The organism is Mycobacterium shunyiense (assembly GCF_058270035.1).
Genome location: NZ_JBZDPT010000017.1, coordinates 1 through 3,261, shown reverse-complemented (window position 1 = coordinate 3,261; position 3,261 = coordinate 1). Strand labels below are relative to the sequence as shown.

1 protein-coding gene is annotated in these 3,261 nt (G+C 65.8%); it reads right to left on the bottom strand.

What is annotated here, in order from left to right; genetic code table 11:
* A partial coding sequence (locus AC4ELS_RS11800; protein ID WP_499047499.1) for a condensation domain-containing protein occupies positions 1-3,261 on the bottom strand: 3,261 nt, incomplete at both ends.

Below are 3,261 nucleotides of genomic sequence, written 5' to 3'. Positions count from 1 at the left end.
CCACCGGCCGCATCAACACCGCCCGATGACCAACCTCATCCAACCGAGCACAATCAGCAGCATCAAGCACACCCACAGCCGACAACCGCTGAGCCGAGTCAGCCGTGATCGCCGCCAACATCCGCTGCATACGTTGGATCAAGGTCTCGATCGTGGCCGTGTCGAACACGTCGGTACGGAACTCGACCGATCCGTCGATTCCGGCCGGCACGCCGGCATCGTTGAAGCGTTCAGCCAGCGAGAACACCAGATCCATACGGGCAGTCTGAGTTTCGGCCTCCAGCCGCGTAACACCGACGTCACCCAGCGCCAACGCGGCGGCAGGGTCGCTGTGTTGCCATGGCAGGTTTTGCCAGGTCAGCATGACCTGCACGAGTGGGTGATGGGTCAGGCTCCGGGTCGGATTGAGCCGATCCACCAGAACCTCGAACGGCACGTCCTGATGCTCGAACGCCGCCAAGCTACGCTGCCGCACCTGCCCCAACAGGTCTGCGACCGTGGGGTCCCCGGCCAGGTCCACGCGCAGCACCAAAGTGTTGACGAAGAAACCCACCAACTCGTCGAGTGCGGGCTCGCCGCGGCCGGCAGACGCTATGCCCACGGCCACATCGGTGCTTGCGCTCAGCTGAGCCATCAATGCCGCCAGAGCTGCCTGGACCACCATGAAGCTCGTCGCGCCGTGCTCGCGAGCGACCCGGGCGATCTGTTGCTGTAGTTCGGCAGGCCACTCCACCGCCACGCTGGAACCCTGGTAATCGGCCACCGGCGGATACGGCCGGTCAGTCGGTAGCTCCAACCGATCGGGGAGGTCGGCCAGCTCGTCCTCCCAGTACTTCAGCTGCCCGGCGATCACGCTGTCGGCGTCGGATACCGAGCCCAGCCACTCCTGTTGCCACAACGTGAAATCGGCATACTGCACCGGCAGGGGCTCCCAATCCGGGGCCTGCCCGTCGCACCGGTTGGCGTAGGCAGTCGCCAGATCCACCACGAGCGGGGTGACCGACCAGCCGTCGGCGGCGATATGGTGAACCACCGCCGCGAGGACGTGCTCGTTCTCGCTGATGCGGAAAAGTGTTGCTTTGATCGGGATTTCACTCGTGAGGTCGAAACTGTGGCGGGCCGCCGCACCGATCTCCTCGTCGAGCCGGGCCGCCTGCCATCCGGAGGCATCGACGATTTCCCATCCCAGGTCAGCCTGCTCGACGCCCAGAACCACCTGCTGGGGTACCCCGTCAACCGAGATGAACACGGTGCGCAGGCTCTCCTGCCGGCCCACGACGTCTGCCAGTGCAGCGCCCAGGGCATCTTCGTCGAGGTGCCCGCTGAGGCGTAGCGCGACCGCCATGTTGTAGATCGGTGACGGCCCCTGCAGTTGCTCCAGGAACCACAGTCGTTGCTGTGCATACGACAACGGAATGGCCGCCGGACGATGCCGCGCGGTCAGCGGCGGTCGGGCAACACCGTCCTGATGCCGGTCGAGATAGTCGGCCAGCCCGCCGACAGTAGGCGCGTCGAACAGGTAGCGAACCGGCACATCCCGGCCGAGAGCTGACTGTAGACGCGCGCTGACCCGGATGGCGATCAGGGAATCGCCACCTAGGACGAAGAAATCGTCATCGAGCCCGGCCCTGCCGAGCCCGAGCACCTCGGTGAACACCTCGGCGACGATTTTCTCCGTATCGGTCTGAGGAGCCCGGAAGGAGGTGGCGACGAAGGTGGGTTCAGGTAGCGCCTTGCGATCGATCTTGCCCGAGGACGTCAACGGGAACTCGTCGAGCACCACGATCTGGCTCGGCACCATGTACTCGGGTAGCCGCTCGGACAACCACTGTCGGACCGCTGTGACCTTCGAGTTGGTGTGCGGATCATTGGCGTGGCCGCCGCGCTGCCGGGCATCCGAGGCGGGCTGGTAGAGCTCGGTGAGCGCCGGCAGCGCCTCACCGTCGGAAACGGCGATGAAGAGGGCATCCAGGGTGCCGGGTTGGGTGCCCCAGGTGACCGCGACGTGATATCCGGCTGCTTCGCCGAGCCGGTACACCATCTCAGGTGTGACGACGTCCTCGGCGGCGGAGTCGGCGTGGACGAGTGCCTCGGCGAGCGGGAGCCCGGCGCCCAGAGCATGTTCGGTGACCACGTCGGCGATCACGCCGGCGCGGGGAATACCGCTGACCCGCACGGTGGACGGCTGCTGGGCCGTCAACTCGGCGTGCAGTCCGCTCAGACCCGCACAGTCCGTCCACGCCCAGGTCGGGGCGCTGGCCAGCGAGCACACCCGGGCGGGCGACTTGTGGACGATCACGTCGTAGCGGTACCGGCTCAGCTCGTTGTCGGCCTCTCCACGCTTGACCTGGACACCGATGCCGCTCACGGAGGGATGGTCGGCTGCCCAGGTGGTGAAAAACTCCGGGGCGAGGAGCAACTCGTGCTCGCCGAGCATCGCGCGCTGTACCCGTTGCCGGATCTCGTCGGTATCGGTGCCGTTGCGGCTGCGCGCCAAGGCGATACCTGTCTGAAACGCACCTTGCAGGCTGTGATTTCTTACGTCACCGATGAACAGCGTTCCGCCCGGCGCCAGCAGTTCCACGGCCTTGTCGATGACCTCGGCCAGGTATCCGGCACTCGGGAAGTACTGAACCACCGAGTTGATCACCACCATGTCGAACTGGCCCTGTGGCAACGCCTCGGTGATGTGGGCCGGTCGGGTCAACAGATGAACCCGGTCTCCCCACGGCTGGGCGGCCACGGCCCTCTGCAACTTCTGAATGGTCGGCGCGGAAAAGTCTGTGCCCCAATACTCGATGCACTCGGGAGCCAGCTGAGACAACAGCAGGCCCGATCCGACACCCAGCTCGAGCACCCGTTGCGGGCGCATCGACAGAATCCGATCCACGGTGGCCGAGCGCCATTCCTCCATCTCGTGCAGGGGAATCGGATCGTCCGTGTAGCTGCTGTTCCAGCCGCGGAAGTCGTTACCGAACTCGACCTCGTCGAGGTCGGCGTCGTAGAGCTCGTCGTAGATGCCTTGCCACTGGTCGACGACGTCAGCGTCGTAGTCGGCGGTGCTGGTCTGCTCGAGAGCGACGTAGCCGACCAGATGGTCGACGCCGGTGCTACCCCGATGCACGGCGGCGGCCGCGCGGGTGACTTGCGGGCAGGCCAGCAGGGTGTTCTCGATCTCGCCCAGTTCCAGGCGCTGGCCACGCAGCTTGACCTGCGCGTCCGCGCGTCCGAGGTATTCCAGGCTGCCCGATTCGGTCCAGC